General features: G+C 71.8%; 1 protein-coding gene. It reads right to left on the reverse strand.

The genetic code is table 11. From position 1 onward, the window contains the following. Positions 1 to 14 precede the first annotated feature (14 nt). A partial coding sequence (locus AC1DQC_RS19940) for an Ig-like domain-containing protein (RefSeq protein ID WP_477052964.1) occupies positions 15 to 634 on the reverse strand: 620 nt, incomplete at its 5' end.

The following is a 634-nucleotide window of genomic DNA, read 5'->3' on the forward strand; positions in this document are numbered from 1 at the left end:
GTGTGGTGCTGCGCCTAGCTGCCGAAGAGCGAGCCGAGGCTGCCGGTGCCGCCGCCGTTCTCCCCGCCGCCGGGGATGCCCTCGGACACGGCCACGGAAACGCTGTCCGCGGACGCGTTGACAGTGCCGGCACCGGAGAACTCGGCCGCGATGCTGCGCTGGCCGGCGACGGCAGGCGTCCACGCGATGCTCGCCTGGCCGTTCGCGTCGACGGTGGCGGTGCCGATCACGACACCGTTCTCCTTGAAGGTGACCGACCCGCCGGCGTTGCCGGGGGTGACCTTCGCGGACGCGGTCGACGCCTGGCCGACCTTCAGGTTCTCACCGACGGTGAGCACGGTGGTCGAGCTGGAGTTCTCGGCCGGCTGCGCCGCCACGGTCACGTTGGCGGAGGCGTTCGAGCCGGTGACAACGGTGCGTCCGGAGAACGTCGCGGTGATCGCGTGGGCACCCGGGGTGGCCGGCACCCAGGAGTACACAGCTTCGCCGTTGGCGGCGACGGGAACCTCGGCCAGCGTCGTGGCGCCGTCCTTGAACACCACGTTGCCACCGGCACCGGCCGGGGAAACGGTGGCCTTCAGGGTGCTCGACCGCCCGACCTGAGCGTCGACGATGGGGGCAAGCGACGTCGACG

The organism is Cellulomonas sp. P4_H12 (assembly GCF_056400905.1).